The sequence below is a fragment of the Streptomyces sp. NPDC048462 genome, from assembly GCF_043200175.1.
In the GTDB taxonomy this organism is placed as follows: Bacteria; Actinomycetota; Actinomycetes; order Streptomycetales; family Streptomycetaceae; genus Streptomyces.
In genome coordinates this window covers 81960-107844 of record NZ_JBICXG010000001.1, presented here as the reverse complement: position 1 = coordinate 107844, position 25885 = coordinate 81960, and the positions used below count along the sequence as shown (strand labels likewise).

At 72.2% G+C, this 25885-nt stretch carries 21 protein-coding genes and 2 pseudogenes; 10 read left to right on the top strand and 13 right to left on the bottom strand.

What is annotated here, in order from left to right; translation table 11 throughout:
- The first annotated feature begins 158 nt into the window (after nt 1–158).
- The 5 genes from ACGFU6_RS00440 to ACGFU6_RS00420 all read left to right on the top strand — a co-directional run bounded on the left by ACGFU6_RS00440 (nt 159) and on the right by ACGFU6_RS00420 (nt 5804).
- The gene (locus tag ACGFU6_RS00440; RefSeq protein ID WP_393607152.1) at nt 159–1415 is read left to right on the top strand and encodes an ATP-grasp domain-containing protein; all 1257 of its coding nucleotides are present in this window, start codon (nt 159–161) and stop codon (nt 1413–1415) included.
- The gene (locus ACGFU6_RS00435; RefSeq protein WP_393607150.1) at nt 1412–2275 is read left to right on the top strand and encodes a hypothetical protein; all 864 of its coding nucleotides are present in this window, start codon (nt 1412–1414) and stop codon (nt 2273–2275) included. Before ACGFU6_RS00440 ends, ACGFU6_RS00435 begins: the two co-directional genes overlap by 4 nt.
- Nucleotides 2272–3360 carry a PLP-dependent cysteine synthase family protein gene (locus tag ACGFU6_RS00430; RefSeq protein WP_393607148.1) on the top strand — a complete coding sequence of 363 codons (1089 nt, stop codon included), beginning with the start codon at nt 2272–2274 and terminating at the stop codon, nt 3358–3360. The genes ACGFU6_RS00435 and ACGFU6_RS00430 overlap by 4 nt, the downstream gene beginning before the upstream one ends.
- Complete coding sequence (locus ACGFU6_RS00425; RefSeq protein ID WP_393607146.1) at nt 3357–4415, top strand: enolase C-terminal domain-like protein; 1059 nt, start codon at nt 3357–3359, stop codon at nt 4413–4415. Before ACGFU6_RS00430 ends, ACGFU6_RS00425 begins: the two co-directional genes overlap by 4 nt.
- A gap of 207 nt (nt 4416–4622) precedes the next feature.
- Nucleotides 4623–5804 (top strand): PP2C family protein-serine/threonine phosphatase, encoded by a 1182-nt coding sequence (locus tag ACGFU6_RS00420; RefSeq protein ID WP_393607144.1) that lies wholly within the window; start codon nt 4623–4625, stop codon nt 5802–5804.
- Nucleotides 5805–6098: 294 nt separating this feature from the next.
- Here the strand turns inward: ACGFU6_RS00420 and ACGFU6_RS00415 are convergent, their stop codons facing one another.
- The 12 genes and pseudogenes from ACGFU6_RS00415 to ACGFU6_RS00360 all read right to left on the bottom strand — a co-directional run bounded on the left by ACGFU6_RS00415 (nt 6099) and on the right by ACGFU6_RS00360 (nt 16511).
- Nucleotides 6099–6503 carry a PP2C family protein-serine/threonine phosphatase gene (locus ACGFU6_RS00415; protein ID WP_393607142.1) on the bottom strand — a complete coding sequence of 135 codons (405 nt, stop codon included), beginning with the start codon at nt 6501–6503 and terminating at the stop codon, nt 6099–6101.
- 66 nt (nt 6504–6569) lie between these two features.
- Nucleotides 6570–7247 (bottom strand): hypothetical protein, encoded by a 678-nt coding sequence (locus tag ACGFU6_RS00410; protein WP_393607140.1) that lies wholly within the window; start codon nt 7245–7247, stop codon nt 6570–6572.
- Between the two features lie 87 nt (nt 7248–7334).
- Nucleotides 7335–9578 (bottom strand): serine/threonine-protein kinase, encoded by a 2244-nt coding sequence (locus tag ACGFU6_RS00405; RefSeq protein ID WP_393607138.1) that lies wholly within the window; start codon nt 9576–9578, stop codon nt 7335–7337.
- Nucleotides 9579–9752: 174 nt separating this feature from the next.
- Nucleotides 9753–10592: a hypothetical protein gene (locus tag ACGFU6_RS00400; protein ID WP_393607136.1), complete on the bottom strand. Its 840-nt coding sequence runs from the start codon at nt 10590–10592 to the stop codon at nt 9753–9755.
- A 166-nt stretch (nt 10593–10758) separates the two neighbouring features.
- Nucleotides 10759–10833 (bottom strand): annotated as a pseudogene (locus ACGFU6_RS00395) (MerR family transcriptional regulator); the annotation flags it as partial.
- Nucleotides 10834–10856: 23 nt separating this feature from the next.
- On the bottom strand, nt 10857–11795 hold the full coding sequence (locus ACGFU6_RS00390) for an aldo/keto reductase (protein WP_393607134.1): 939 nt from the start codon (nt 11793–11795) through the stop codon (nt 10857–10859).
- 34 nt (nt 11796–11829) lie between these two features.
- The gene (gene thpR, locus ACGFU6_RS00385; RefSeq protein WP_393607132.1) at nt 11830–12438 is read right to left on the bottom strand and encodes an RNA 2',3'-cyclic phosphodiesterase; all 609 of its coding nucleotides are present in this window, start codon (nt 12436–12438) and stop codon (nt 11830–11832) included.
- Nucleotides 12439–12542: 104 nt separating this feature from the next.
- Complete coding sequence (locus ACGFU6_RS00380; protein WP_393607785.1) at nt 12543–13541, bottom strand: serine hydrolase domain-containing protein; 999 nt, start codon at nt 13539–13541, stop codon at nt 12543–12545.
- A 77-nt stretch (nt 13542–13618) separates the two neighbouring features.
- On the bottom strand, nt 13619–14542 hold the full coding sequence (locus ACGFU6_RS00375) for a DUF6895 family protein (protein ID WP_393607130.1): 924 nt from the start codon (nt 14540–14542) through the stop codon (nt 13619–13621).
- 31 nt (nt 14543–14573) lie between these two features.
- Nucleotides 14574–15611 carry a DUF6895 family protein gene (locus ACGFU6_RS00370; protein WP_393607128.1) on the bottom strand — a complete coding sequence of 346 codons (1038 nt, stop codon included), beginning with the start codon at nt 15609–15611 and terminating at the stop codon, nt 14574–14576.
- The gene (locus tag ACGFU6_RS00365) at nt 15608–16324 is read right to left on the bottom strand and encodes a hypothetical protein (RefSeq protein WP_393607126.1); all 717 of its coding nucleotides are present in this window, start codon (nt 16322–16324) and stop codon (nt 15608–15610) included. The genes ACGFU6_RS00370 and ACGFU6_RS00365 overlap by 4 nt, the downstream gene beginning before the upstream one ends.
- 10 nt (nt 16325–16334) lie before the next feature.
- A complete protein-coding gene (locus ACGFU6_RS00360) occupies nt 16335–16511 on the bottom strand; it encodes a hypothetical protein (protein ID WP_185092565.1) in 177 nt (58 codons plus the stop codon).
- Between the two features lie 293 nt (nt 16512–16804).
- Between ACGFU6_RS00360 and ACGFU6_RS00355 the strand changes: the two genes are divergently transcribed.
- Nucleotides 16805–21364 (top strand): sacsin N-terminal ATP-binding-like domain-containing protein, encoded by a 4560-nt coding sequence (locus ACGFU6_RS00355; protein WP_393607784.1) that lies wholly within the window; start codon nt 16805–16807, stop codon nt 21362–21364.
- Nucleotides 21365–21707: 343 nt separating this feature from the next.
- On the top strand, nt 21708–23027 hold the full coding sequence (locus ACGFU6_RS00350; RefSeq protein ID WP_393607124.1) for a M28 family metallopeptidase: 1320 nt from the start codon (nt 21708–21710) through the stop codon (nt 23025–23027).
- A gap of 350 nt (nt 23028–23377) precedes the next feature.
- Here the strand turns inward: ACGFU6_RS00350 and ACGFU6_RS00345 are convergent, their stop codons facing one another.
- Nucleotides 23378–23800, bottom strand: coding sequence for a secondary thiamine-phosphate synthase enzyme YjbQ (locus ACGFU6_RS00345; RefSeq protein ID WP_123528617.1), 423 nt, complete (start codon nt 23798–23800; stop codon nt 23378–23380).
- A gap of 92 nt (nt 23801–23892) precedes the next feature.
- Between ACGFU6_RS00345 and ACGFU6_RS00340 the strand changes: the two genes are divergently transcribed.
- The 3 genes and pseudogenes from ACGFU6_RS00340 to ACGFU6_RS00330 all read left to right on the top strand — a co-directional run bounded on the left by ACGFU6_RS00340 (nt 23893) and on the right by ACGFU6_RS00330 (nt 25834).
- Complete coding sequence (locus tag ACGFU6_RS00340) at nt 23893–23976, top strand: putative leader peptide (RefSeq protein WP_317992269.1); 84 nt, start codon at nt 23893–23895, stop codon at nt 23974–23976.
- A 211-nt stretch (nt 23977–24187) separates the two neighbouring features.
- Nucleotides 24188–25091: pseudogene (locus tag ACGFU6_RS00335) on the top strand (ABC transporter permease).
- On the top strand, nt 25064–25834 hold the full coding sequence (locus tag ACGFU6_RS00330) for an ABC transporter ATP-binding protein (protein WP_393607122.1): 771 nt from the start codon (nt 25064–25066) through the stop codon (nt 25832–25834). The pseudogene ACGFU6_RS00335 and the gene ACGFU6_RS00330 overlap by 28 nt, the downstream one beginning before the upstream one ends.
- The last annotated feature ends 51 nt before the right edge of the window (nt 25835–25885 follow it).

The following is a 25885-nucleotide window of genomic DNA, read 5'->3' as shown; positions in this document are numbered from 1 at the left end:
CCGGGCCTCCCTGAGAACAACCGCCAAAGTACGCGACTGGTAACTGAAAATGATTATCGATACCGTATGTGGTGGCGCAGCGTCTCCGGCCCGTCCCGTCCGAGGGCGGTCCGGGCTGCCGCCGTGCCGTCTGAACCGAACGCGTGAAAAGGGGAGTTGTGGCTCATCTGCTGATGGTCGAGAGCTGGGTCGGGTCAATGAGCAGGCTGCTGCCACGGGCCATCGAGCAGGGCGGGCACGAGTTCACCTTCCTCACCCGCGACCTGCACCACTACCTGGGCCCGGCGCCCGAGGGGACGGCGCACCCGCTGCTCGGCGCCCGTAACGTCGTCACCGCCGACACCAACGACACGGGCACCCTGCTGCCGCTGGCCGAGCGGCTGCACGAGGCGCTGGGCTTCGACGGCGTACTGACGTCCTGTGACTACTACTTGCCGGCGGCGGCCCTGATCGCCGGGCGGCTGGGCCTGCCGGGCCCGGCCGCGGAGTCGGTCCGCGACGCCTGCCGCAAGGACGCCACCCGCAGGGTCCTCGCCGGCGCCGGGGTGCCCGGTCCGCGCTTCGCCGTGCACGAGGAGTGGGGCGCCCTCGCGCGCTCCGCGCAGAAGATCGGCTATCCGCTGGTCGTCAAGCCCGTCGACCTGTGCGCGGGAATGTACGTGCGCCGCGTGGACGACGAGGGGCAGCTGGCCCGCGCCGTCGAGGCACTCACCGCGTTCCCGGTCAACGCCCGCGGGCAGCGCAGGGATCCCGCCGTCCTGCTGGAGGAACTGCTGGACGGCCCCGAGGTGAGCGTCGAGACGGTGTCGCACGGGGGCGCCGTCCATGTGGTGGGGGTGACCGACAAGAGCATCGGCGGATCGCCCGCGTTCATCGAGACCGGGCACATGTTCCCGGCGGCCCTGCCCGCCCCGGACACCGAGGCGGCCGGGCGTACCGCCGTTGCCGCGATCAGAGCCCTCGGCCTCACCGACGGCGTCGTGGCGCACACCGAGATCAAGCTGACCGCCGCCGGTCCCCGGGTGGTCGAGGTGAACCCCAGGCCCGCCGGGAACCGCATCACCGAGCTGGTCCACCGGGTGACCGGCATCGACCTGGTGGCATCCTTCGTGGCGGTGTCCCTCGGCCGCGAGCCCGATGTGAGCGGCGGCCGCACCGGGCTGCGCAGCGCGGCCATCGGCTTCCTCGTACCGGAGACGTCGGGCACGCTGGCGTCGCTGGACGGCGGCGGGGTGCGGGGCGCGCCGGGTGTGCTGGACCTCCGGCTCGCGGAGCCCGGTGCGCGGGTGACGGCGGCGGGCAGCAACAACGAGTACCTCGGACACGTCATGACGGGCGATGCGCAGGGGTTCGGCGCCCGCGACCGTGCCGAGGTCCTGCTCGGTGAGCTGCGGTCCGCGCTGGTGATCCGATGACCGCCGCGAGCGGTACCGCGACGGCCGCGGCGTACGAGCCGTGCGCGTCGTACGACGAGCTCGTGGCGCGCGTCCGCGCCGGGGAGCTGGGCCCGGACCCCGCCTCGCAGCGGATCGCCGTCGCCTTCACCACACGGCAGGCCGCCCGGCACACCGGGCGGGTGACCGGCTACCGCAACGAGGTGCTCAGCCTGCGGCTCGCCGGGGCCGTCGGATCGTGCGCCGTCGAGCCCGGGGCGCTGCCCGACCGCACGGTCGAGGACTGCGTGGGCGCCGACGTGGCCCGGCTGCTGGAGCATCCTCTGCTCCCGGTGCGCGTGGCCGCGCTGGACGCCTACCTGATGCACACCGACGGTCACACTCCGGCGAGCGGGGCGCGGCCCGTAGCGCTGCCCGCCGGGACCTCGCTGGAGAAGTCCCGGGCCCGCGCGAACGCCGTCGTCGAGCTGCTCGGGCTGCCGCCGGGAGCGACCGTACTGGTGGCGGGCGTGGTCAACTCCCTCCTGGAAGCGCTGCGTTCACGCGGGTTGCGCTACGTGCCCTGCGACCTCGGGGGCGGGTCGACGGAATGGGGCGAGACGGTCGTCACCGACGCGCTCGGCGAGGCCGGCCGCTGCGACGCCCTGCTCGTGTCCGGAATGACGCTGGGCAACGGGACCTTCGAACCGCTGCGGCGGCACGCGGCCGCGAACGGGAAGCAGTTGGTGATGTTCGCCCAGAGCGGCAGCGCCGTCCTGCCCCGTTTCCTGGGTCACGGGGTGAGCGCGGTGTGCGCCGAGCCGTACCCCTTCTTCTGGCTCGACGGCGGCCCCGGCACCCTGTACCGCTACGCCGGTGCGCGTCCGGGGGACGGCCGATGACCCTGACGGCAGTACGCCCCACGGCGCGCCCGGAACTGCTCACACTGCTCGGCGGGACGCCCCTGGCCCGCGTCACCACCGATCTGCCCGGCCCGCATCCCGGTTTCTGGGCCAAGCTCGAAGGGCTCGCGGCGGGCGGCATGAAGGCGCGGGCCGCCGTCTCGATGCTGCTGGGAGCGCGGGCGCGCGGCGAACTGCCGCCCGGTGCGACCGTGGTGGAGTCCACCTCCGGCACGCTCGGTATCGGGCTCGCCTTCGCGGGACAGGCCCTCGGCCATCCAGTGGTACTGGTCGGCGACAGTGAACTGGAGCCTTCGACAAGACAGTTGCTACACGCTCACGGGGTGCGGCTGGAGCTCGTGGACCGTCCGGCACCCCTGGGCGGCTGGCAGGCGGCGCGACTGGACCGGGTACGGGAGCTCACCGCCCTGCTGCCCGGCGCGTACTGGCCGGACCAGTACAACAACCCCGACAATACGGCTGGTTACGCCTCCCTCGCCGCCGAGCTCATCGCCCGCCTCGACCATCTGGACGTCCTGGTGTGCAGCGTCGGCACCGGGGGCCACAGTGCCGGCATCATCGGACCGCTGCGCCGGCACTGGCCCGCGCTGCGGCTGATCGGGGTGGACGCGACCGGCTCCGCCATCTTCGGCCGGCCCGCCCGGCCGAGGGTGATGCGCGGCCTGGGCAGCAGCATCCACCCGCGCAACGTCGCCTACGACGCCTTCGACGAGGTGCACTGGGTCGGCCCGGCCGAGGCCGTGGACAGCTGCCGCCGGCTGGCCCTCGGCAGTTTCGTCAGCGGCGGCTGGAGTACGGGGGCCGCCGCCCGCGTCGCAGCCTGGGCCGCCCGCGTCAGCCCCGGCGCGGTCGTCGCCACCGTGTTCCCCGACGGCCCGCACCGCTACCTCGGCACCGTCTACGACGACGACTTCACCGAAGCGCACGGCCTGGACCCCGCCACGGCGGCCACCCACCCCGTCCGGATCCCGCACCCCCACGCGGCCGAGACCACCGGCTGGATGCGCTGTGACCACGTTCGTGACCCGCTGAAGGCACCGCCCCACCCGGAAGGGAACCCATGAAGACCGGCCTGCGCACCGTACGGCTCGAACTGGCCGAGCCGCTGCGCATCTCCCGCGCCACCATGTCCGCCCGTGACGCCGTGTGGCTGAGCGTCGAGCACGACGGCGTCACCGGCCACGGCGAGGCCGTCACCAGCGCCTTCTACCGGCTCGACACCAGGACGCTGGAACGCCTCATCGCCGCCGTCGGCAGGAGCCTCGTCCGCTTCGGCGACCCCGAGAGCGCCCTGCAGGCGCTGTGGGCGGGTGAGGCGGCCGGGGCCTGCACTCCCCCGGCCGTCACCGCCGCCGCCGAAGCCGCACTGCTCGACCTCGTCGGCAAACGGGCGGAGCAGCCCGTCCACCGCCTGCTCGGCGCCGGCGGCCACCCGGTCGCCGCCACCGCCCGCACCATCGGCATCACCTCCCTCACGGACGCCGCGGCGCAGGCCCGCCGGCTCGCGGCGAGCGGCTTCGAGATCATCAAGGTCAAGGCGGGCAGCACCGACCCGGAGGACGACGTGGAGCGCGTCCGCATCATCCGCGACACCGCTCCCCGGGCCCGGATCCTGCTGGACCCCAACGGGGCCTGGACGACGGCGCAGGCCGAGGCGCTGCTGCCCCGGTACGCGGACCTCGGCGTCGAGGCCGTCGAACAGCCCGTCGCGCCCGGTGACCCCCGGGCGCTGGGCGCGCTGGCCGAACGCTCACCGCTGCCGGTCATCGCGGACGAGGACGCCGTCGGCCTGGAGGACGTACGCCGCCTGGCCGGTCGCGTCCAGGGCGTCAACGTCAAGCTCGCCAAATGCGGCGGGGCGCTGGCCGCCCTGCGCATCGCGGAGGCGATCGCGGGCAGCGGCACGGAGCTGATGCTGGGCTGCCTCACCGCCAGCAGCCTCGGCCTCGCACCGGCCGTGCACCTGGCCGGCCGGACCCGCTGGACCGACCTCGACGGGCACCTGCTGCTCGCTCGGGACCCGTGGACCGGCATCGGCGGCGAGGACGGCATCGTGCGCACAACCGGACTGCCCGGTCTGGGCGTTCAGGAGGTGACGGCACTGGGGCAGGTGGCCTGAGAGCTGCTGGCGCGGCCGGAGGGCGAGCGGGCGTCATCGTCGGCGGTGTCGCGGCGCGCCGGTGCCGGTCTCCCCGCTGCTCCGAACAGCGGCGCCGAATGTGCGGCCCGCCGGATGTCCCACCAGACTCGTGCACGCGGCGGATCACCCCGCGCCGCCGGGTGTGCGTGCCCGAGGCCGGTCCGGATCGCGGCGAAGGGAGCTGACGTGTGGTCCTCCGAGGCCGCTGACGGCCTGCTGGGCGAATTCCTCGCCGATCCGGCCAACTCGACACTCGACCTGCCCACGGCCGCGGTGCGCTGCTCGGAGGCACTGGGGCTGCGGCGGTCCGTGGTCTATCTCTCCGACATCCAGCAGCGTCTGCTGGTCCCGCTGATGCTCAACACCTCGCAGCTCCCCATCGACGGCTCCCTGGCGGGCTGGGCCTACCGGACGCAGTCCCTGCGGGTCGAGGACTCCGGCGCCGGAGAGCTGATCGCCTGGCTGCCCCTCCTAGACGGGGCCGAACGGCTCGGGGTCGTCGCCGTGCACTCCCCGGCCCTGGATACGGTCACCCTGCGCCGCGCCCGCACGCTGGCCTCGCTGCTCGCCATGATGATCACGTCGAAGCGGTCGTACAAGGACAGCTTCGTGCGACGCACCCGTACCGAACCCATGCAGCTGCCGGCCGAGATGCTGCGTGCGTTCCTGCCGCCTCGGACCATCGGCACGGCGTCGGTCGTCTCGACCGCGGTGCTGGAGCCCGCCTACGAGATCGGCGGCGACGCGTTCGACCACGCGCTGACCGAGACGACGCTGCACGCCGCGATCCTCGATTCCATGGGCCACAATCTCGCGTCCGGCCTCACCACGGCCGTCTCCCTCGCCACCTGCCGCAACGCGCGCCGCACCGGTGCCGACCTGCCTCAGCTCGTCAAGAGCGTCGACACGGCACTGGCGACGTGGCTGCCGGACCAGTTCTGTACCGGCGTCCTGCTCCAGCTGGATCTGGCCGGCGGATTGCTGCGGTGGATCAACTGCGGGCACCCCGCTCCACTGCTGATCCGGGGGCAGACCCTGGTCGAGGGCGCGATGGAACGCGAAGCGGAACCGCCGATGGGCCTGCTGTCCACGTCGAGCCCCTCCACCCGCGAGGTGCACCGCATCTCCCTGGAGCCCGGGGACCGCGTGCTGCTGTACACCGACGGGGCCACGGAGTCCCGCATGCGCAACGGCACCGAATTCGGGCTGGAGCGCTTCGTCGACTACGTCGTGCGGGCCATGGCCGCCGGCGAGCTGGCGCCGGAGACGCTGCGCCGGCTCATCCACGCGATCCTGGACTCCGGCAGCACGGGACTGCGGGACGACGCGACGATCCTCATGTTCGAGTGGCAGCCGCCCCTCCCCTGATTTCCTGGCCCGGCGGGCGGGCCCCGAGGGCTTACGCAGAGCTCCGACGACGGATGTTTGACGCCGCTTCTGTGGGTAGGGGCACAGCGATCGCAGTAGGCAACATTCCGTTGGATACTGGGCAGAACGGCAGATCAAGGAGATTTCCATGTCCTCGAAGCGACGTCGCAAGAAGAAGGCCCGCCGCAAGAACAACGCGAACCACGGCAGCCGTCCGCAGACCTGAGCGCCCATGTGCACCGGGGGTGGCCCGCGCCACCCCCGGACGCGCGCGATCACGGTCGCCCGGCTGCTTCACCCCTGCGAGGAGCGTCGTGCGGGCCGGCCCACCGCGAGCAGGGCCATGTCGTCGGAGCGGATGCCGGCCGCGTACCGACGTACGTCGTCGACGACCGCGTTGAGCAGGTGGTCCGGGGACGCGAAGGTACGGCCGCCGAGGCGGGCGGCCGGATCGTAGAACACGTAGTCGGGGCCTCGGGCCTCCGACAGCCCGTCCGTGTAGAGCAGGAGCGTGGCCCCCGGCGGGAACGCGTAGACGTCCGCCTCCGGCAGGTCCGGGGCGAGGTCGCCCAGGCCCAGGGGAAGCGCGAAGGCGCGGGGAACCAGCCTGATGGACTCGCCGTCCGCGCGCAGGAGAAGCGGCTCGGGGTGACCCCGGTTCACCACCCGCAGCTCCTCGTTGCCGGCCGGAACCTCCACGAGCAGGCAGGTGGTGAAGCCCTCCGCGTCGTCGATGCCGGCGCGGCGCGCCGCCTCACGTGCCAGTCAGCGCTCCAGGCTGTCCATCACCCCGGAGAGGGACGACTCGCGGTCCGCCGCCTCCCAGAACGCTCCGAGGATCACCGAGACGGTCTCGATGGCGCCCAGCCCCTTGCCCCGGACGTCGCCGATGAGGAGCCGTACGCCGTAAGGCGTGGTGAGGGCGGCGTACAGGTCCCCGCCGATGAGTGCGTCCTCCTGGGCGGCCTCGTAGCGGGCGCCCAGTCTCAGCCCGCCCACCCGTTGCCCGGGGGCCGGGAGCACAGCGCGCTGCGCCGCCTCGGCCACGCCCCGGGCGGAGGCGAGGCGCTCCCGGTCCCGGCGGACAACCCCGTTCAGCAGGACGGCTGTCAGGGTGACGAAGACCAGGGTGGCCACTTCGGTGACCAGCGCCCAGACCCCGGTGGTCCCGCCCGCGCTCCCCTTGATCGCGTAGAGCATGGCCACGGCGACCAGCCCGAGGCTGCCGTAGAGGACGATGACCGCCCAGGTGAAGAGTGGTGCCGCGATCAGCGGGGCGGCGGCGAAGAAGGGAATCCCCTTGAGCGCGTGCGGTGTGCTGGCCTCGAACGCGACCCCCATCACGACGAGCAGCAGCGGAAGCGCCCGGATCAGCCGTCGGACGTTCCGGGACCGGGGGGAATCGGCGGGCGTGCCCCAGGTGTCGTGGGTCCAGTCGTCCATGTGTCCTCCCGGGAGCGGCTGAGCCATTGCCCACTATGCGGGCGGACGGGGCCCCGCGCGAGCGGAGGAGCACGTGAGCCGCCGGGGTCAGCCCGGCTTCGGCGGATTGCGGGCGTCGAAGGCGAAGAGGGTGTTCTTGTCCGCGGCCACGATCAGGGCCCGCCCCGCGACGGTCACCCTCGGACTGGCGCCCTGCTCGCCCGTCAGCCCGTCGGCCTGCGGGTCCGTCGACCACAGGGTCCTGCCGTCGGACGGCGACAGCGCGACCACCCGGCCGGTGGCCGAGCTGAAATACAGCGCGCCCTCTCCCGCGACGGGGCCCGACGCGCCCTCCACGTTCGTCTGCCGTGCCCACTTCTTCCGCCCGGTGGCGGGGTCGAGCGCGGTGACGAGACCGGTCTGCCCGCTCACGTAGACGGTGCCGCCGGCCATGCCGAGCGTGCCGTCGTACGTCCTGGCCAGCGAGGAGTACGTGGCCTTGCGGGAGACCGGGTCGACCACTGCCACCCCGTCGTAGCCGGTCAGCTCCGTCCCCTCCTTGTGCTCCCGGAGCAGTACGAGCCGGCCGTGGGCGACGCCCGCCGCGACGACGGGGCCGTTGACCGCGATGGGCCTGCCCAGCGTCCCCGAGGCATCGTCGACGGTGTAGAGGGTGGGGTGGCGCACGTCCACGTCGTCCACCTCCGCGTTGCCCGCACACATCGCCATGAGCTGCGGGCCCACCGAGACCGGAGCGCACTGCTTGTCCGCGGGGAACGGCGTCGTCCAGGTGACCTCACCGCTGTGCGCGTCCCGGGCCTCGAAGCGGGAGTTGGACGCGTCGACCGTCACGACGGCGGAACCGGCCACGACGGCGTCCTCGGTGCGGCCCGTGACGGCAGTGGACTGGGCGCCCGAGGGGACGGACCACAGCTCGCGCCCGCTGTCCGCGTCGAGGGCGACCACCTCGCTGGGCGGGCCCTGCGGGGCGTCCTGGGCGGCGAACCGGTAACCGAGCACCGTGTCGTCGGTGGCGCCCACCAGGTGCATGCCCTGGACGGGGACGCCCGGACTCTTCGCCGTCCACACCCGCGAACCGTCCAGGGCCCTGATACGGGTCGCGACGACGCCGCCGCCCCCGCAGAACAGCGCGTCGCCGTGCGCCACGCAACGCAGCTCGTCGGGGATGTCCTCCTGGCCGCCGGGCACGGTCTCGTGCCACGGCCGGAAGCCGGCCGGAAGCGCGGCACCGGGCGCCGCGACGGTGTTGCCCCGGTCGTCGTCGCCGTCCATGCCGAGGCCGCCCGCGTTCAGTGCGGCGGCTCCCCCGCCGATCGCCGCGACCGCGACAGCGGCGGCGAGCACGGGGCGCCGGCGACGGCGCAGCCGGCGGCCGACGGGGCCGCCCGTGCTCCCCGTGTCGGGACCGGCCGGACCGGCGTTCGGGCCGGACGGCGCAGGGGTGTCACGCGTCGCGAGGTGGTGCTGGGTGAGCATGTCGCGGGTGCGGCCCGCCACTGCCCCGGCCGCCTCGGTCCCGCCGAGGTCGGCCGGCAGGTCCCGCAGCAGCACCAGGAGTTCGTCGGCCGAGGGACGCCCTTCGGGCTCCTTGCCCAGGCACGATTCGACGACCGCGCGCAGAGCCGTGGGCACTGCGCCCAGCGAGGGCTCCTCGTGCACCACCTGATACGCCGTCATGTAGGGGCTGTCCGCGTCGAAGGGCCCGTGGCCCGTCGCCGAGTACACCAGCAGCGTCCCCAGCGAGAAGACGTCGGAGCGCGGCCCGACCCCGCGCGGCGCCTGCAGCTGTTCCGGCGACATGAAGGGCGGTGTCCCGATGACCCGCCCCGTCATCGTCAGCGTCTGCTGGTCCGCGGCGCGCGAGATGCCGAAGTCGATGACGCGCGGCCCCTCGGGCGAGAGCACGACGTTCGAGGGCTTCAGGTCACGGTGCACGACGCCCACCCGGTGGATGTCGCGCAGCGCCTCGGCCAGCCCGATGGCGAGCCGCCTCAGCTCCGCGCCGTCCAGCGGGCCCTTCTTCGCGATGTGCTGGGCGAGCGTGTCCCCCTCGATATAGGTCGTCGCCATCCACGGCTGCTCGGCCTCGGGGGCGGCGTCGACCACGGCGGCGGTGAACGCGCCGCTCACCCGTCTGGCCGCCGCGACCTCCTGCCGGAACCGGATCCGGAACTCCTCGTCCCCGGCGTACTGCTGGTGGATCAGCTTGATCGCGACAGGTCGCCCCGAACTGGTACGGCCGAGAAAGACCGTGCCCATGCCACCCGAGCCGAGCCGCGCCTCCAGCGGATAACCACCGATCTCGGCTGGATCTCCTCCGCGAAGCGACACTCTTCCCGACCTCCCGTCCCCCGTGCACCTCTGCCACCACGGGCCCGCGTACCTGTGCTGCTACAAACTAGTCGCATGGCGGCCCGTCGGAGCAAAGCGGGGGACGAAAGGGGAGCTCAGAGCCGCTTCACACCCGGTTCCTGGTGCGACGGGAGCGCACCACCAGCCCGGCCTTCAGCAGCAGACCGGCACCGGCCAGCCCGGCACCTCCGGCCAGCAGCGTCGTCCCCGCACCGGTGTCGTCGAGGTGACCGCCGCCGTGGTGGGGGCCGCCGTGACCCGGCCCGGGGTGCGGCGCGGGGCTTGGGGAGTGCGTCGGGGCAGGGGTGGGCCGGTGGCAGCCCTTGCCGTCGTGGCAGGGGTGCGGCTTGTGACAGCCCTTGCCGTGACACGGTTCCACGCCCTTGACCGGGAGGGTGCGTCGTCGGGCGGTGACATGACCGGGGTCTCACCGTCCTTGCCCTGTGCGGTGGCGGTGTTCGTGACGCAACCTGCGGTGCCGTCGGCGTCGGCGTACGTACCGGTACAGGTCATCGTCTCGCCGACGCCGAGCGTGGTCCGGGGGCAGCTGATGTCCGTGACCCGGTCGTCGGTCACGTTCACGCCGCTCAGCGGGACGTTCCCGCTGTTGGAGGCCACGTACTCGTGCGGGACCCGTGCGCCCGGGGTCAGCGGGAGGGGTAGCGGCGGCTCCTGGGACACCTGCTTGACCAGGTTGAGCCGGGGCAGCGCGGCGGCCGGGTGAACGGTGAGGTTGCGGATCAGGTGGACGTCGGTGAAGAGGCCGGTCGACGTGGCGAACCCGAACTTGTACGTGTCCGGCACGGGCTGGGACGCCGGAGCCGCCAGCACCTGCCGGCTGCCGTTGCCGTCATGGAAATCGAGCGCCACCGTGATCACCGGATCGGGAGCCGGGGAGATCTCCACGGTCACGGTGCGGCGGGACGGCTCCAGCAGCGCCTCCGCCTCCTGCGGGGTGGAGCCGGGCGGGTTCGAGGCCGTGGGCCCGTGCATCTGCCCCGGCAGGGTGGAGGGCCAGGGGCCCGTAGTCGAGTGGTTGCTGGTGGTGGCCTCGAGGAAGCAGGTGACCAGGCCGATCCAGAAGATGTCGTCCTCGCTGTACTCCCGACTCCCGGCGTCCGCCGGCGGAGCGCCGGATCGGACCGATGAGCCCTTCGCGTTCGCAGTAGCGCAGGGTGTCGATGGAGACACCGGTGCGGCCGGCAACTGTCGCCGGGGTGAGGGCGGTGGTCACGGAACTCCCTTTCCGGCCGATCGCTATCGCGCCTGCGCGAAGCGCTCCAGGTGCTCGTCACCGAGCCGTACCAGGCGTGCGGCGAGTGCCTGCTCGATCTGCTCCACCCGGCTCACGCCGACGATGGGATCGATGCCCTGCCGCATCAGCCAGGCGAGGACGACCTGGTTGCGCGAGGCCGAGACCTCGTCGGCCACATCGCCCAGGACCGAGAGCACCCGGGTGTTCCCCGGGTGCTCGTAGGTCTGCGGCAGCGGTTTGTCCGCACGCACGTAGGAACCCCACATCAGCGAGCTGTACGACCACACGGTGAGCCCCCGCGCCTGCGCGAGGTCCAGGTCGTCGGCGGTGAGCAGACGGTGGCCGCCCTCCGCGAGAGGAGTGAGGGGGCGGGGCTGGACGAGGGAGTGGCGCAACTGGAGGGCCGTCCACGGCTCCACGCCCTGTTCACGTGCGAGTGACCGGGCGCACTCGACCCGCCATGCCGCGTGGTTCGCCGCACCGACGCGCAACGCCGTTCCCTTGGCGACGAGTTCACCGAAGACGCCGACCGTCTCCTCCAACGGCACTTCGCGGTCCTCCGCGTGGGCCCAGAGCATGTCGACGTGGTCGACCCCCAGCCGCTCCAGGCTCCCCTCGAACCCGGTGCGGACGGCGTCGGCGGAGAGCCCCTCGGCGCTCTGCGGCCAGGAGTGCGCGACGAGCGGGTTCTGCCGGACCTTCGTCGCGATGCGTACCGCGTCGCGCGCACCGGGACGGGCCCTGAGCCATGCGCCGATGACCCGCTCGCTGGCGCCGCCGACGCCGCTGGGGTCGGCCCAGAAGGAGTAGCAGTTGGCGGTGTCGAGCCAGACGCCGCCGCCAGCGACGAAGGCGTCGAGGATCGCGAACGCCTGGTCGGTTCCGACTCGGGTGCCGAATTCCATGGTGCCGAGAATGATCTGAGGGGCTGTGGTGTTCATGCCCTCCACTCTCGGACCTGGAGCGCGCTCCAGGTCAAGCGTCTTGGTGGAAGAGATTCGGGACCCCGCCTCCCAGGGGCCAGGCCTCGATGTCGCGGTAGCGGATCGGTACGGTGCCGCGCAGCGCGTTGCTGCCGACCAGGTGCAGACGTTCGGCCAGCCACGGGCTGCCGGCGAATCCGGTGAGCCGGGCGGCGAGATCGGCTGTCGAGGACCGGTCGTCCCGTCGCGCGCGGGCCAGCGTCAGATGGGGGCGCAGCGGCCGGTCCTCGAACGCGATGCCGCAGTTCCTGACCACGGTACGTACGTCGGCGGCGAGCGTCTGGAGCCCGTCCAGGTCCCCGCCGATACCGCTCCACAGCACACGGTCCTCGAACGTGCCGCTACCGCGCAGGGCCAGCGAGAGGGGCCGGCGGGCCGCCGCGAGGCCGGCCAGCGGCGGGCGCAGGAGCGCAACGGTGGAGACGGGGAGCTCGCCGAGGAACGCCAGGGTGATGTGCCAGTCCTCGATGCGGTTCCACCGCAGGTGGGGGTGGGTGCCGTAGGCGGGGCGGAGTTCCCGGGCGAGTTCGTCCTTCGCGTGGTCGGGCGGGGCCAGGGCGATGAACACGCGAACGGTCGCGGGCTGAGTCTGTTCGTTCACACCGGTCTTCGTACCGCATGGCGACCGGTTGAGGCGAAATGGCCTCGACCGGCTACCGGATCGGCGCGCTGGTCCGGCCTTCCGCGCAGGCCGGGTTCACGCGGTCAGAGTCTCTCCGTCAGCAGCTCGTGGACCGTCGCGATGAACGGGTCGCTCCTGTGCACCCGCCGGGTGCACATGGCCGCCACCGCGGTGGCGGTGTCCGGTCGGAAGCCGAGGAACATCTGCTGCCCGAGCGTGGCCCCCGCGTGGAAGAGGACCGGCCCGCGCGGCGACGGATGGCGGAACCAGGTCAGCGTGTGCGTGTGGGCGTGCCCGAGCCCGCGCCGCAGCAGCGGGTGTTGTACGTCGGCGAGTGCGGCGGCCGGCAGGGGCGTGGGCGCGGCGGTTGCCGGGAGATGCGCCTCCAGGAACGCGAGGAGGTCCGGAGGCGTCGCCCGGACCGCTCCGGCGGCGCTGAAGCCGCCGGTGTCCAGCGCGGGCAGCGGCCCGCCGTCCTTTCCGTGTCCCACGGCGTCACCGCCGGCCGGCGCCCCGGGGCGCAGCCGCGTACCGTCCAGTCCGAGCGGGCCCAGGACCTCCTGCTGGAGCAGCGCCTCCCAGGACATGCCGGTGGCGGCGGCCAGGGTGTGCCCCAGTACGGAGACCGCGAAGTTCGAGTAGTGCCAGCGGGTGCCGGGCCGGTGGCGCGGGCGGGCGCGGAGGAAGGCGCGGACGACCCGGTCGGCCGGGTAGCCGCTGTAGGGCGCGGTGGACCAACGGGGCAGCGCCTGCGGGTAAAAGTCGGCCGGCAGCGCGCGCAGGCCCGAGGTGTGGGTGATCAGGTGGCGCAGGGTGATGGCGCCCACGGCGGGGTGCACGGGATGGCCCGGGGCCAGCAGTGCGGCCGCCCGGTCCTCGTAGCTCAGGCGGCCCTGGGCGACGAGCGAGGCGAGCAGCAGCCCGGTGAAGGGCTTGGACGCGGAGCCGAGCTCGTAGCGGAGCAGGTCGCGCGGCGCTTCGGCCTGCGGCAGGCCCTCGGCGAGCTGGAAGGTGCGGCGGCCCTCGTGACTGAGCGCGATCACGAGATCGGGTGCGTCGATGGTGCGGGCGGCCTCGGTCAGGAGCCGGGCCCGCTCGCCCTCGCCCTCGTCCTGGGGAGGACGGTCGGCGGGGGCCCGGCGGACGTCCTGCGGGGCCGTCACGCGGGGGCCGGCTCGGTGAGGTCCGACAGGGCGCGGGACAGGGCCAGGGCCGAGGCGAACGCCGCCACCAGCGTGGGGTGGTAGACGAGGTCGAAGACGGACTCCTCGTCGCCCTCCGGCATGGCCCCCATCACCGGCATCGCGCCGTCCGGCTGCTGGGCTCCGGCGAATCCCGCCCAGGCGGCCGGGTCCAGGGTCGGCTCCGGCAGACAGGCGTCGACGACGAGCAGTTCGCCCAGCAGGTCCCAGCGGCCCAGATCGAGCCAGTCGTCCAGCCACACCGGCAGCCAGAGCGCCAGGTAGTCCGCGACGTCTGCGGGCAGCCCGGCCGGGTTGGCGCCCCAGTCCGTCAGGTGGAAGACCGTGTGGGTGATGTCGTAGCCGATGTTGCCCTCGACGGTCCACGGCTCGGGCCGCCGCGACAGCCAGGTACGCCTGTACGCGTCTTCGACCGGCACGCTCGGTTCCAGCCCGAAGCGGCGCTCCATGGCGCTGAGTCCGAGGCGGCGCACCGGGACGACCTCCAGTGCGCCCCAGCTGCTCAGCCGGTGGTTCAGCCGGACGGCGGTCTCCAGGGTCGGCTCCTGGAACCCCAGCTCCCGGAACGGTACGTAGACCTCCATCGGAACGGGGCACAGCGGTTCGCGCCGCTGGCCGTCGACCAGCCGGCTCCCCGAACCCAGCAGCTCGTGCCAGGCATGGTCCAGGAGCTTGCGCGCCAGGGCGGCCTGCTTGGACCCGGCGACCCCCTCGCGGAAGATGACCTTGCTGATGAGGGCCAGTTCACCGAGCGGCTTGAACCGGTCCAGGACGCCCACCTCGGGCGGTGGGTCGTCGTCCAGCCGGAAGCCCGCCCGGTGGTCGTACAGCCATCCCAGGGCCCGCGCGCCCACGTCATGGATCTGCTGGATGCCGCTCATGCGGCAGCTCCCTTCGTGCGGCCGGTGCGGCTCATACGGCGGCCCCGGTGTCCGCTGCCGGCCCGTCCGCCCGGTGCGCGGTGAGGCGCTTGAGGGACAGTGCGGCGGCGAAGGCGGTCACCAGGGTGGAGTGGTAGCAGGCGAGGAACGGATACGGGTCCGGCTCCGGGCCGGCGGGTCCGGCCGGCTGCGGCCTCTCCGGCGTTTCCGGCACCGGGATCACCGGGCCCGTCTCCGGCACCGCGCCGCTCGGGGCCTGCGCGGTGGCGAGGGCGGGCCATGCCGCGTCCAGCAGTGCGACGGGGGGCGGTCCCGGCAGGGCCGCGGCGACCGCGAGCAGCTCGCCGGTCAGGTCCCACTGCCGGCTCTCCAGACAGCCGTCGATCCAGGGCGGCAGCCAGGCCCGCAGGTAGGCGTCGATGTCGGCGGGCATCCCCTCGGGGACGCAGCACCAGTCGGTGATGTGGAAGACGGTGTGGGTCAGCGCGTAGCCGGAGGGCCCCTCGAACATCCATGGTTCGGACAGCCCGCCCAGCCAGGTGCGCGCGAGGACCGCGCCGGCGTCGGCGTGCGGGGCGGCGCCGACCCGCCGCTCCGAGTTGATCAGGCCGAGCTCCCGGTTGGCGTGCTGCTCGGTGTGGGCCCAGCCCCTGGTCGAGGAGAGCGTGCCGGCCAGGCGCTCGAAGCCCTCGTTGCGCAGGCCGTGTCCGGCGAAGGCCGCGTAGATCTCGTACGGGTACGCGGCGAAGGGTTCGCCGCGCAGCAGCTCCAGCAGCAGGTCTCCGGCGCGCACCTGCTCCCACGCGAACGCGATGAGGTCCCCGGCCGTCCCGTGTTCCTGGGTGCCGGGCTCCGTGCTGCGGCGGATCGTGGTGCAGAGCTGGGCCAGTTCGCCGAGGGGTTTGAGTGTGCTGTTGACCTGGGTGTGCGGCTCCAGTACGTCCGGCGGGAGCACGAAGCCTGCTCGGTGGGCGTCGGCCCAGCCGAGCGCCTGCCGCAGGACGCGGGGCAGGACGGCCAGCGCCGCGCCCGCGGTACTGGCCGGCGCGGTGGCCGCCGGAGCCGTCACCGCGCCCGCTCCTCGGCCATCAGCCGGGCGACCCTCACATGCAGCGCGACGCGGGGGTCCGTGCCGCCCATCAGCTCGACGAAGTCGAGTCCGCGGTCCAGCCCCAGGCTGTCGGGCCTGCCGTCCAGTACGGCGAGCCAGCGCCCGGCGCCCGCGGCCTGAAGCCAGTTGCGCCGCCGCACCGCGCGCACGAACCCCCGGGACAGGTCGACGACCCGGTGGGCGGCGGCCCGGTGCACGGCCGACGACGCGGCCGGCACGGCGAGCGGTGCCAGCACGGAGAGCTGATGGGTGAAGGCCTGCCAGGGGGCTCCTTCGAGCCACGCCGCATCCGGCTCACCACTGCCGGGAACGGTGACTGCGGGCTGTCCGGGGGCGGCGGCGGGGGCCGTCCGGTGCAGGGCGGAGATCATGCCCCAGTGGCTCCAGGCCGTGGCGTCGGAGGCGTCGGGCCGGGGCGGGAACTCCCGCACGGCACGGTGGAACACGGCGACGTCCCCGGGATGCGGATTGTGCCCGTACAGAACGCTGGGCAGAAGCAGATCGGCTCCGATGACGCGTACCGCGGCAATTCCTGTCCTGTTGTCCTCGTCGATTCCGGCCGCGCCGCAAACCGTGGCGAGGTGGTCCCCGCTCCGAAGAGCGAGGACCACCTCTGTTGCCAGGTCATGCACGGCACCCTCAAGGGGGGACGAGGCATGTGTCTGGTCCATTTGCTGCCGACTAGCCCTTCTTCGGGCGCGGGGTCGGCGGCGAGAGCAGCAGCGCGGAGCCGCCGCCGAGGAGCGCGAGGTACGCGCACTCGCGGGAGTCGCGGTAGAAGCCTTCGGCCTCGCCCGGGTTGAGCGCCGCGTCGAGGTCGAGCTCGATGTCAGTGGCAGTGGTTTCCGTGGTGTACATGGGTGTTGCCCCGTCCTGTGGGAAGTGGGGTTGCCGTACGTACCGAGTGAAATACATGAAATGTAAAGCCGCAAATCGGGCAGCTCGGAGAGTGAATTAACGATTCAATTGAATGATGAATTCACTAACCCCAAACACGGCACTGAACTGGGAAAACATTAATTCCTCCCACTCGTACGGCGGGTGGTACATGGGGCGTATTCAAATCGCGCGGGTGCACATCCGGGCCGGAAGTTCTCGACAATTCAAATAAAGCGGAAGGATTGGCGCCGGACAGCCGACAACGGCACTGAATCCGCCCCGACGCCCTACCAGGCAGGTCTGACAATCGAAGGGCGAACGGGGTCAGTTTCCGCCGCGTTCGGCACCCTCCCCGACCAGGGCCTTCCGTTTGGTTCAGGCCGGACCGGCTCCAGGTCCTGTCCGAGTTCGTGCAGAACTCCGACGACGCGGGAGCCGGACAGTTGCGCATCCTGCTGCGGCCCGACGACCTTCTGCTCGCCCACGACGGAGCCGGCCTGCGCCTGGCCGATGTCCTCCCCCTCGGCATGCCCTGGCTCAGCGGCAAGACGGCCGACTCCGAAGCCACCGGCCGGTTCGGCATCGGACTGTCCACACTCAGGGCGCTCACCACGGAGTGGGAGGTGCACTGCCACCCCTTCCACGTGCGCTTCTCCGGCACCAGCCTCGAACCTGCGGCGCCGCCGGAACTGCCCGCCGAGATCTCCGGACCCGAGTGGACCGTCTTCCGCATCCCACTGGCTCCCGGCACGCTGACCCCGGCCCAGCTCCTCGACTGGTTCGACGACTGGAACGACGCTTCCCTGCTCTTCCTGCGTCACCTCCGCAGCGTCGAGGTGACTGCGGGCGGGCACAGCGCCGTACTCTCCCTGGCCTGGGAAGACGTGACAGAGCGTCGACTCCTGATCGAGGGCGTCGGGCACGAGGTGAGCGTGCGGCACGCCCGGACCACCGACGGAGCCCTGTGGCGTGTGTATGCGGCCCAGGTGGAAGCGCACCCCGACTGGGAACGGATCCACAAGGCACTGGACCCCACCGTGCCCGTGGGCATCGCGCTGCCCCTCGGGCGTGAAGCGGACGGCAGCGTCCACGCCGGCCTGCCCGTCGCCCCGCTGGACGTGGCGGTCCGCGTCCACAGCCAGTTCGACCCCGTCGCCAGCCGGGAGGGTTTCGCCGGCAGCCTCCTCAACACTCAGCTGGTCCCCGTGATCGCCGATCTGTGGGCAGCTGCCGTGCGCGATGTGCTGGAGAGGGTGGATCACACGGCATGGCACCTCGTTCCGCTTCCGCGCCCGCCGGGCTCCCCGTCGGGGAATCTGCTCCAGGACCGGATCCGCACCGCGCTGCTCGCCCGGGCCCGGCAGTCACTCGCCGCCGAACTGGCCCTGCCGGCCGCGGAAGACCACCCCGACGCCCCTTTGGCCGAGTTCGCGGTCGAGGAGGCGGCACTGTCGGAGGTCCTGGACGCCACCGATATCGCCCGGCTGGGCGCGGCCCCGTACACCTTGCCGGCCGCAGTCCGTGACAGCTCCGGTCGCTGGCGGGAGGTCCTCGCGGACTGGCGGGCGCAGGGTGCCGCGGATCTGCGCGCGGAGGTGCGGGTCGTGGACGCGCTCAGCCTGTTCTCCGACGCCGGGTGGAGGGACGTCGCGCGGTTCGTACGGCTCGCCGCGGTCGCCATCGAAGGGGATCTCCACGATGCGCTGGCCGCCCGGACGTGCCTGGCCACCGCGGACGGGCGCCGGCTTCGGCCGCAGCCCGCGGAGCACGCGTTCGCCGACGCCTCCGGGGGGACCAGCGGCCCCCTGGATCCGCTGGGCGTCATTCTGGACCTGCATCCGGCCTACGCGGAGGACAACGCCTGGACGAAGACGGTCACCGCGTGGCTCCGGCGACGGGACTGCCTGGTGCGCCGCGACGACACGGCAGCCGTACTGAAGATCCTCGCCCGGATCGGAAGGGCCGGCGGACGGCTTCCCGACGGCGACGAGGCGACGGAGACCGCCCGGCTCGTCGCCCTGCAACAGGCACTCGGCGAGCTGCCCAAGAAGGTGCGCGACCCGCTCGGTCCGGGCATCGGGCGGGCCGTCCTCCTGAACGGATTCACCTACGACAAGGAAGGGACCGAACAGCCACGCCGCGTGAAGCCCGGCGCCGCCTACCTCCCCCAGGTCTTGGAGAGTGCTGACGGAGACCGGTTCGAGGTGGCCGCGCGCACGACCCCCGGTCTCGTCTGGGTGCGCCGCTCCTACGCGCGATCACTGCTCTCCGCCGCCCAGGCAAGTGGTCTGAGCAAAACAGTCTTCCTGCGGCTGCTGGGCGTGTCGGACACGCCCAGGCTCGCCCCGGTGCGCGAGGTCTGTCACCCGGCGGACACCAAGACGTACCCGGGAGATCCTCGACTCGGCCTCGCACGGCACTGCAGGTGGTTCCACACGGACCGGTGGCAGCAGATGTTCCTCGAAGGAGCCGACCACAGCCTGGACGACCTGACCAGTAGCGACCTCGCCGTCGTGGTCCGGAACATCGCGGACGAGAAGAACGCGGACGAGCGGCGACGCCGTACCGCAGCCCTGCTCCGCACCCTCACGGCGCCGCTGACCTCGGACCGGGCCGTCGTCGCCATGGCCCGGGGTCACTACAAGTGGAACCTCAAGGGCGAGACAGCGGCCATCTGGGTGTGGCAGCTACGGGAGACCGCCTGGCTGGAGGACAGCCACGGCCGGCTCAGGCCTCCGGCCGAGCTCACGCTGCGCACACCGGACACGGTGGCGCTGTACGGGCCGGAGGACCCCGGATACCTGCACCCGGACATCCACCGGGCTCTGGCCACCCGCACGGAGGTGCTCACCGCTCTCGGTGTCTCCGGCGACCCCGACGTCCCGCGTCTGATGGACCGGCTGCGTGACCTCCGGGACCGTCACGACGACACGGCCGATGCCGACGTGCCGGACAGTATGAGAGCGGAGGCGCTGCTGGTCTACCAGTGCCTCGCGCGGCGCCTGACGCACCGTCCGGCGGATGCGGCCCACTCGGCAGTGGAGAAGCAGATCCGCGACGAGTTCCGCTACGAGAAGCTCGTCCTGACCGACCGGGGATGGACGGGGTCGAAAAGGTGCTTCCAGGGACCCGCGATCCTGCGTGGTTTCCGTCCCTTCGCCCTGACCGGGGCCGACATCGATCCCCTCTGGCAGGTGTTGGGCATCCCCGAACCCGGACTCGATGACCTCATCGACGTACTGAAGGAGATCTCCGGGACGGGCGCGACCCCCGACGCCGAGCACGAGAGGGTCATGCTCGAAACCCTGCGCCGTCTGCGGGACGTGATCGCCGCCGCCGATAAGCCCCTGTCGCCAGGACTGCAGAGCAAGCTGCGGAATCTGCCGCTGTGGACCACGGACGGCTGGATCAAGGGGAAGGGGCGAGCGGTGTTCGCCCTGGCGGACTCCGGGATCGAGCGGGCCCTGACGAACCGTCTGCCGCTGTGGAGACCGGGAGGCAACGTGGGGCAGTTCACCGCGCTGTTCGGGCCGCTGCACGTCACCCCGTTGGACATCACCGGCGCCCAGGTCACAGGCGGGGCCGGAGGCGTGGACGGTGCCGGGGACGCAGTCCTGGACCAGCCGGCGGACGCGGACCTCACGGCAGCGTTCCGGCAGGGAGCCGCCGCCCTCCAGAACCTTCTGGTACGCGACGAGCCCGAGACGGCCGAGGCCTTCACCGGCTGGACCTGGCTGGCCGGCCTGGAGGTCCGGGTGCTCCCCGGCCTGCGGATCCGCCTCGGTCCGGGAGGCGCCTACGCGCCCATCGAGCTTCCCGTCGAAGCTCAGATCGACCTCGCCCGCAACACGCTGTTCCTGCGTGCGAGCACGGCTCTGACCACCAGGCCCGGTGCGGGCAGGGCCATCGCCGCCCACTTCGCCGAAGAACGGTCGCGCGTGGGCCACAGCTGGCGGGACGTCTGGGAGGAACACCTGGTGGAAGCGGGTGCCGGAACCACACTCACATCGGCGGGCCAGCGGGACCGCGAGGAACGGCAGCGCCTCGCCGAGGAACTGCGCCGGCGCGCACAACTGACATCCGCCCGGCCGATGCCCGGCGGGCGGCCGCCCGCTCAGCGGGGTCCCGGCACCGCCGCCGCTGCCGCCAGTGGCCCGGCCCTCACCGTCCCCGCCCCGCGCCGGTTCGGCTCTCACCCCCGCGCCCGCGGACCCCGGCCCCGGCACACGCCGGCCGCCCGCCCTCTGGTGGACGCGGCCGCCTTCGACTCACTGCCTGCCAGGGTCACCCGCACGGGAACGCCGTCCACACCGGGAAGCGCCCCTGCCCCTGCCTCTACGTCCGGGACAGCCGCGCCCGCACGACGTGCCCCGCTCCCCCGGCCCAGGCCGGGAGGAGCCCCGCCCCGCAGCCCGTCCTCAGCTCCCGGCTACGCGGACCACCACAAGGAGGAGCTCGTCATCCAGGCCCTGCGCCGGATCCTGCGGAAGCGAGGAGCCGGGCTGGATGACCAGCGGGGCGCGTCGGGCCTGGGCGCCGACGCCTACGACTCGACCGGCCGCTACTACGAGATCAAGGCCCACGGACGGGCCGTTCCCGGCGAACTAACTCTGACGCGCACGGAGTTCGTACGCGCCTGGACCGAGGGCGAGAACTACACCCTGGTGATCGCCTCACACCTGGAAAGGGGCACCGGCAAGCCGACCCTCCGCCTGGTGAACGACCCCGTGCACCGCTTCGAGGTCGAACCGCCGACGGACGTCCGCCTCAAGGGCGTGCGGGACGAGCGAGTGGAATCAACCGTGTACGAATGGCCCGAATCGGGCCACTGACGACGACAACGGCGCAGCCCCGCCGAAGGGCATCGCCAAGGCTCTCCCTCAGCCGAGAGAGCTCAACGGCTCTTCGACGGCGTCGACTCCCGGTCCGCCTGGGTGACGGCAGCAATCGGCTTCCGCGTGACCGGTCTGATCCTGCCGGGGCGTCCCACGCCATGTGGGCCGATACCGGCCGCGTCCGCTGAGCGGACACGGCTGCCCGGATGCCGTCTTGACGGTGTGCCGTCAAGAGTCCACGATCGGGCACGCACCGCGCCCCTGCCCGCTCCCGCGGGGAGGAGCGCACGGCCAGTTCCACACCCGATCCCTTCGCGCGTACGGAACCCGGAGCCCCCACATGACTCTCTCCTTCCTCAGACGCACGGCCGTAGCGGCAGCGGCCTCCCTCGGACTCGCCGCCCTCCTCGCTCCCGCTGTCCCCGCATCTGCGGCCCCGCCGTCCGCCGCCGTCCTCGCGGCCCCGGACATCCCGGTCGCCAACGTCAAGGCGCACCTCGCCCAGCTGCAGTCCATCGCCACCGCCAACGGCGGCAACCGCGCACACGGCAGGGCCGGTTACAAGGCCTCCGTCGACTACGTGAAGGCCAAACTCGACGCCGCCGGATTCACCACCACGCTCCAGACGTTCACCTCCAGCGGGTCCACCGGGTACAACCTGATCGCCGACTGGCCCGGCGGCAACGCGAGCCAGGTCCTCATGACCGGCGCGCACCTCGACTCCGTCACGGCCGGTCCGGGGATCAACGACAACGGTTCAGGGTCGGCCGCGGTCCTGGAAACCGCCCTCGCCGTCTCGCGGGCCGGATACCAACCGTCGAAACACCTGCGCTTCGCCTGGTGGGGAGCGGAGGAGCTCGGCATGGTCGGATCGACGTACTACGTCAACCACCTCGCGACGGCCGACCGCGCGAAGATCACCGGATATCTGAACTTCGACATGATCGGCTCGCCCAATCCCGGCTACTTCGTGTACGACGACGACCCCACGATCGAGAAGACGTTCAAGGACTACTACGCCGGCCTCTCGATACCGACCGAGATCGAGGCGGAGGGCGACGGCCGCTCCGATCACGCGCCGTTCAAGAACGCCGGCATACCCGTCGGCGGTCTCTTCTCCGGAGCCGACTACACCAAGACCACAGCCCAGGCGCAGAAGTGGGGCGGCACCTCCGGCCTGGCCTTCGACCGGTGCTACCACGCGTCCTGCGACACCTCTGCCAACATCAACGACACGGCGCTCGACCGGAACAGCGACGCGATCGCCTACGCGGTCTGGGGCCTGTCCGCCGCGACCACTCAGCCGCCCGCCGGCACCGTCTTCGAGAACACCGCAAACGTGGCCGTACCTGACAACGGCGCGGCCGTGACGTCGTCCGTCTCCGTCACCGGCCTCACCGGCAACGCGCCCGCCACGCTCAAGGCGAGCGTCGACATCAAGCACACCTACCGCGGCGACCTGGTTGTCGACCTCCTCGCGCCCGACGGCTCCGCGTACCGGCTCAAGAGCTCCAGCTCCAGCGACTCCGCGGACAACGTGATCGCCACCTACACGGTCAACGCGTCCAGCGAGGCCGCCAACGGGACGTGGAAGCTGCGAGTCCAGGATGTGGCAGCACAGGACACCGGCTACATCGACAGCTGGAAACTGACCTTCTGACGTGAAAGTGCGGCACACGGTGATCGCATCGTGTGCCGCACGCCCGTTCTCGCGGAATCGCCGTACACGTGAACGCAGCCGAAGCGAGCCACGACCTTCGCCGTGTTGGGCGGGACGAGGCTGATGCCACACCGCCCACAACCGACCCACCAGGTGCGGACCGACTCGGCCCGGCAATGGCCCATTCCACTCTTTGCCGCAGGCCAGAAGCAATGGTTGGCGCCTACCACAAGCCGACGAACAACCTGCCGACAGCCTTCGCCGCCCATGCGGCAGCTACGCGCGCCGCCCAGTCGGTGCGGCCGTACTTTGCCCCTGCAGTCCCACCGAAGCGACTCACGAGACCACGCCTAGCCGAGGAAGCTCAGCCGCACCTGCCGGTTGGCGTTGTCGACATTCGTGTCGACCAGGCACACCGACTGCCACGTCCCGAGCTCCAGCCGCCCCGCGATCACCGGCAGGGTCGCGTGCGGCGGTACGAGGGCCGGGAGCACGTGGTCGCGGCCGTGGCCGGGGCTGCCGTGGCGGTGCTGCCAGCGGTCGTCGGCGGGGAGCAGCGCGTGCAGGGCGGAGAGGAGGTCGTCGTCGCTGCCCGCGCCGGTTTCGAGGACGGCGATCCCCGCCGTCGCGTGCGGTACGAAGATGTTGAGCAGTCCGTCCCGGCCGGCGGCCGTCCGGGTGAGGAACTGTTCGCAGTCGGACGTCAGGTCGGTGACGGTCTCCGTGGTTCCCGTGGTGATGTGCAGGACGCTGGTGGTGAAGGCGGTCGACATGGCTTCATTCTCCCGCCCGCGGTGGACGATCGCGCGTCCACGTGCCGAGACGGCATTGACCGTTTCCTTGAGGGATCGCTACGTTCAGCGCCATGTCCCGATCAGCTCTGCTCACTTCGCGCGGTCACATCGACCTGCTGCGGGTGGCTTCCGCCGCGTGTTGTCGCGGCTGCTGACGTTCTCTCAGCACTTTTCCCGTCAGTGACCGGGCGCGAGGCGCCCGACCGCTCCTGACGTAGTACCCGCCCTGCCCCCACCTCGCACGTGTCGCCCGGCCGAGGCCGGACACCGTGTGGTTCCTCCGTGACCTCCCGCCGGTACGGCGTGGCTGTCGCGTGCCCGGGTGCCGGGGCACCTCCATTCCCATGACGCGTTCGCGGAGCCCACATGACTCTCGACCATGCTCTCGCCCCACCCGATATAGCCCCTGAAAAGGGGAAATATGGCCGGCCGGACGATCCGGCCCGGCGGCGTCCGCTCCACCTGGAGCCCGTCGTTCCCGCCACCGCTCGCGGTGCGCGGCTGCGGAACGTACCCCGGTGGCTTCGGCGCACCGCCGGGCCGCTGTTGCTGCTGATCCTGTGGCAGGTGTTCAGCGCCACCGGTGTGCTGCATCCGGACGTACTGGCCTCGCCGGGCACCATCGCCCGCGCGGGGTCGGACCTGGTCGCGGACGGGACGCTGACCTCCGCGATGGCCGTCTCGCTCCAGCGGGTGGCCGTGGGACTGCTGCTGGGGGGGTGCCGTCGGGACCGCGCTCGCACTGGTCTCGGGGCTCTCCCGGCTGGGCGAGGACCTGGTCGACGCGAGCGTCCAGATGCTGCGCACCGTGCCGTGGGTCGGGCTGATCCCGCTGTTCATCATCTGGCTGGGAATCGGTGAGGCCCCCAAGGTGGCGCTCATCGCGCTCGGGGTGGCCTTCCATCTGTATCTCAACGTCTACGCGGGCATTCGCGGCGTCGATCCCCAACTCATCGAAGCAGGTCAGTCGTTGGGGCTCGGGCGTTGGGGGCTGGTGCGGCATGTAGTGCTGCCGGGGGCGTTGCCCGGGGCCATGACGGGGCTGCGCTACTCGCTGGCGACCGCCTGGCTGGCGCTGGTGTTCGGTGAGTCGGTCAACGCCGACGCCGGAATCGGCTTCCTGATGAACCAGGCCCGGGAGTTCTTCCGCACCGACGTCATCGTCGTCTGCCTGGTGGTCTACGCCTTCCTCGGCCTCGCCGCCGATGTCATCGTCCGCATTCTCGAAAGGCTGCTGCTGCAATGGCGACCGACCTTCACGGGCCAGTGACCACCCACTCCCCCGCCCCGGCCGGCCCGCTTCCGGAGACCGCCGTACGTGTCGAGGGGCTGTCCCGCTCCTTCGACGGCCGGGACGTCGTCGACGGGCTCGACCTGACCCTGCGCGCCGGCGAGTTCACCGTACTGCTCGGGCGCAGCGGGTGCGGGAAGTCCACCCTGCTGCGGGTGCTCGCCGGCCTGGACCGGGAGATCCGGGGGACGGTGCTGGTGCCCCGGCGCCGGGCGGTCGCGTTCCAGGCGCCTCGCCTGATGCCCTGGAAACGGGTCTGGCGCAACGTACTGCTCGGACTGCCCGGGAAGCCCGAACGCGCCGTGGCGGCGAAGGCGTTGGCGGAGGTCGGGCTCACCGAGCGTTCGGGGGCCTGGCCCAGGACGCTCTCGGGCGGCGAGGCACAACGCGCCTCACTGGCCCGAGCGCTGGTCCGCGAGCCAGATCTGCTGCTGCTCGACGAGCCGTTCGGCGCCCTCGACGCACTGACCAGGATCAAGGCCCAACAGCTGGTGGCCGAGCTCTGGCAGCGCCGGGGCTGCGCCGTACTGCTCGTCACGCACGACGTGGACGAGGCACTGCTCCTCGCGGACCGCGCGCTGGTGATGCGCGACGGCGCCATCGCGTACGAGACGTCCGTAGGCCTGGACCGTCCGCGCAACCCCGGCACCCCGGAGTTCGCCGCGCTGCGCACCCGGCTGCTCACCGAGCTCGGCGTGGAGACGGCCCCCGTGCCCGCCTGAGACCCGGGCCCACTCCGCCCTGTGAACTCCGCCTGTCCAGACCGGAGAGAG

Coding starts and splice junctions, on each gene's coding strand:
- ACGFU6_RS00410 (WP_393607140.1), bottom strand. CDS start 7,247: ATGGACGACTGGACCCACGACACCTGGGGCACGCCCGCCGATTCCCCC.
- ACGFU6_RS00330 (WP_393607122.1), top strand. CDS start 25,064: ATGGCGACCGACCTTCACGGGCCAGTGACCACCCACTCCCCCGCCCCG.
- ACGFU6_RS00430 (WP_393607148.1), top strand. CDS start 2,272: ATGACCCTGACGGCAGTACGCCCCACGGCGCGCCCGGAACTGCTCACA.
- ACGFU6_RS00360 (WP_185092565.1), bottom strand. CDS start 16,511: ATGTACACCACGGAAACCACTGCCACTGACATCGAGCTCGACCTCGAC.
- ACGFU6_RS00400 (WP_393607136.1), bottom strand. CDS start 10,592: ATGCACGGGCCCACGGCCTCGAACCCGCCCGGCTCCACCCCGCAGGAG.
- ACGFU6_RS00435 (WP_393607150.1), top strand. CDS start 1,412: ATGACCGCCGCGAGCGGTACCGCGACGGCCGCGGCGTACGAGCCGTGC.
- ACGFU6_RS00350 (WP_393607124.1), top strand. CDS start 21,708: ATGACTCTCTCCTTCCTCAGACGCACGGCCGTAGCGGCAGCGGCCTCC.
- ACGFU6_RS00375 (WP_393607130.1), bottom strand. CDS start 14,542: ATGAGCGGCATCCAGCAGATCCATGACGTGGGCGCGCGGGCCCTGGGA.
- ACGFU6_RS00425 (WP_393607146.1), top strand. CDS start 3,357: ATGAAGACCGGCCTGCGCACCGTACGGCTCGAACTGGCCGAGCCGCTG.
- ACGFU6_RS00340 (WP_317992269.1), top strand. CDS start 23,893: ATGTCCCGATCAGCTCTGCTCACTTCGCGCGGTCACATCGACCTGCTG.
- ACGFU6_RS00390 (WP_393607134.1), bottom strand. CDS start 11,795: ATGAACACCACAGCCCCTCAGATCATTCTCGGCACCATGGAATTCGGC.
- ACGFU6_RS00365 (WP_393607126.1), bottom strand. CDS start 16,324: ATGGACCAGACACATGCCTCGTCCCCCCTTGAGGGTGCCGTGCATGAC.
- ACGFU6_RS00345 (WP_123528617.1), bottom strand. CDS start 23,800: ATGTCGACCGCCTTCACCACCAGCGTCCTGCACATCACCACGGGAACC.